The sequence below is a fragment of the Roseateles sp. P5_B10 genome, from assembly GCF_056400485.1.
Genome location: NZ_JBFULE010001499.1, coordinates 1 through 675, shown reverse-complemented (window position 1 = coordinate 675; position 675 = coordinate 1). Strand labels below are relative to the sequence as shown.

Annotated in this window: 1 protein-coding gene; it reads right to left on the bottom strand. The window is 64.2% G+C overall.

All coding sequences use genetic code 11. The features are described 5' to 3' along the window. Nucleotides 1-675, bottom strand: a 675-nt coding sequence (locus AC1DU6_RS34225; RefSeq protein ID WP_477862895.1) for a polyprenyl synthetase family protein, incomplete at both ends; no start/stop codon positions are given.

Sequence of the window (675 nt, the reverse complement as noted above, 5' to 3'; positions counted from 1 at the left end):
CCTATTTGGAGGCAGGTGGCTGAGACATTCGGCCGCGTGCCGCGCTTCGGTTCGCGCCGCTTCCCGGGTCGATTCGAGGGCGCCGGTTGAGCGCACGATGGCAACGATATCCTGCAGTTTTTCCTGCTCGCCCTCTTCGATGGCATGCCGAAGCAATGCGCGTTGCTCGCCCGTTGCTCRCTCCATCGCGATCAACAGCGGCAGTGTCGTCTTGCCCTCGCGCAGGTCGTCCCCGATGTTCTTGCCGAGCTCCAGGGCGTCTCCTTCGTAATCCAGCACATCGTCGATGAGCTGGAAGGCCGTTCCCAGYGCGCGCCCATAGGCGGCACAGGCTTCCTCGACCTCGGGCGGGGCGTTGGCCAGTACCGCGCCGAGGCGAGCGCTGGCTTCGAAAAGCTTGGCAGTCTTGAACCGGATCACGCGCAGATAGCTCTCCACCGTGATGTCCGGGTCGTGCATGTTCATCAGCTGCAGGACTTCGCCCTCGGCAATGACGTTGGTGGCCTCTGCCAGCACCTCCAGCACCCGCATGCGGTCGACCGACACCATCATCTGGAAGGCGCGCGAATAGAGGAAGTCGCCGACCAGCACGCTCGCAGCGTTGCCGAACAGGGCGTTGGCGGTCGGCTTGCCGCGACGCAGTGAGGACTCGTCAACGACGTCATCGTGCAGCAG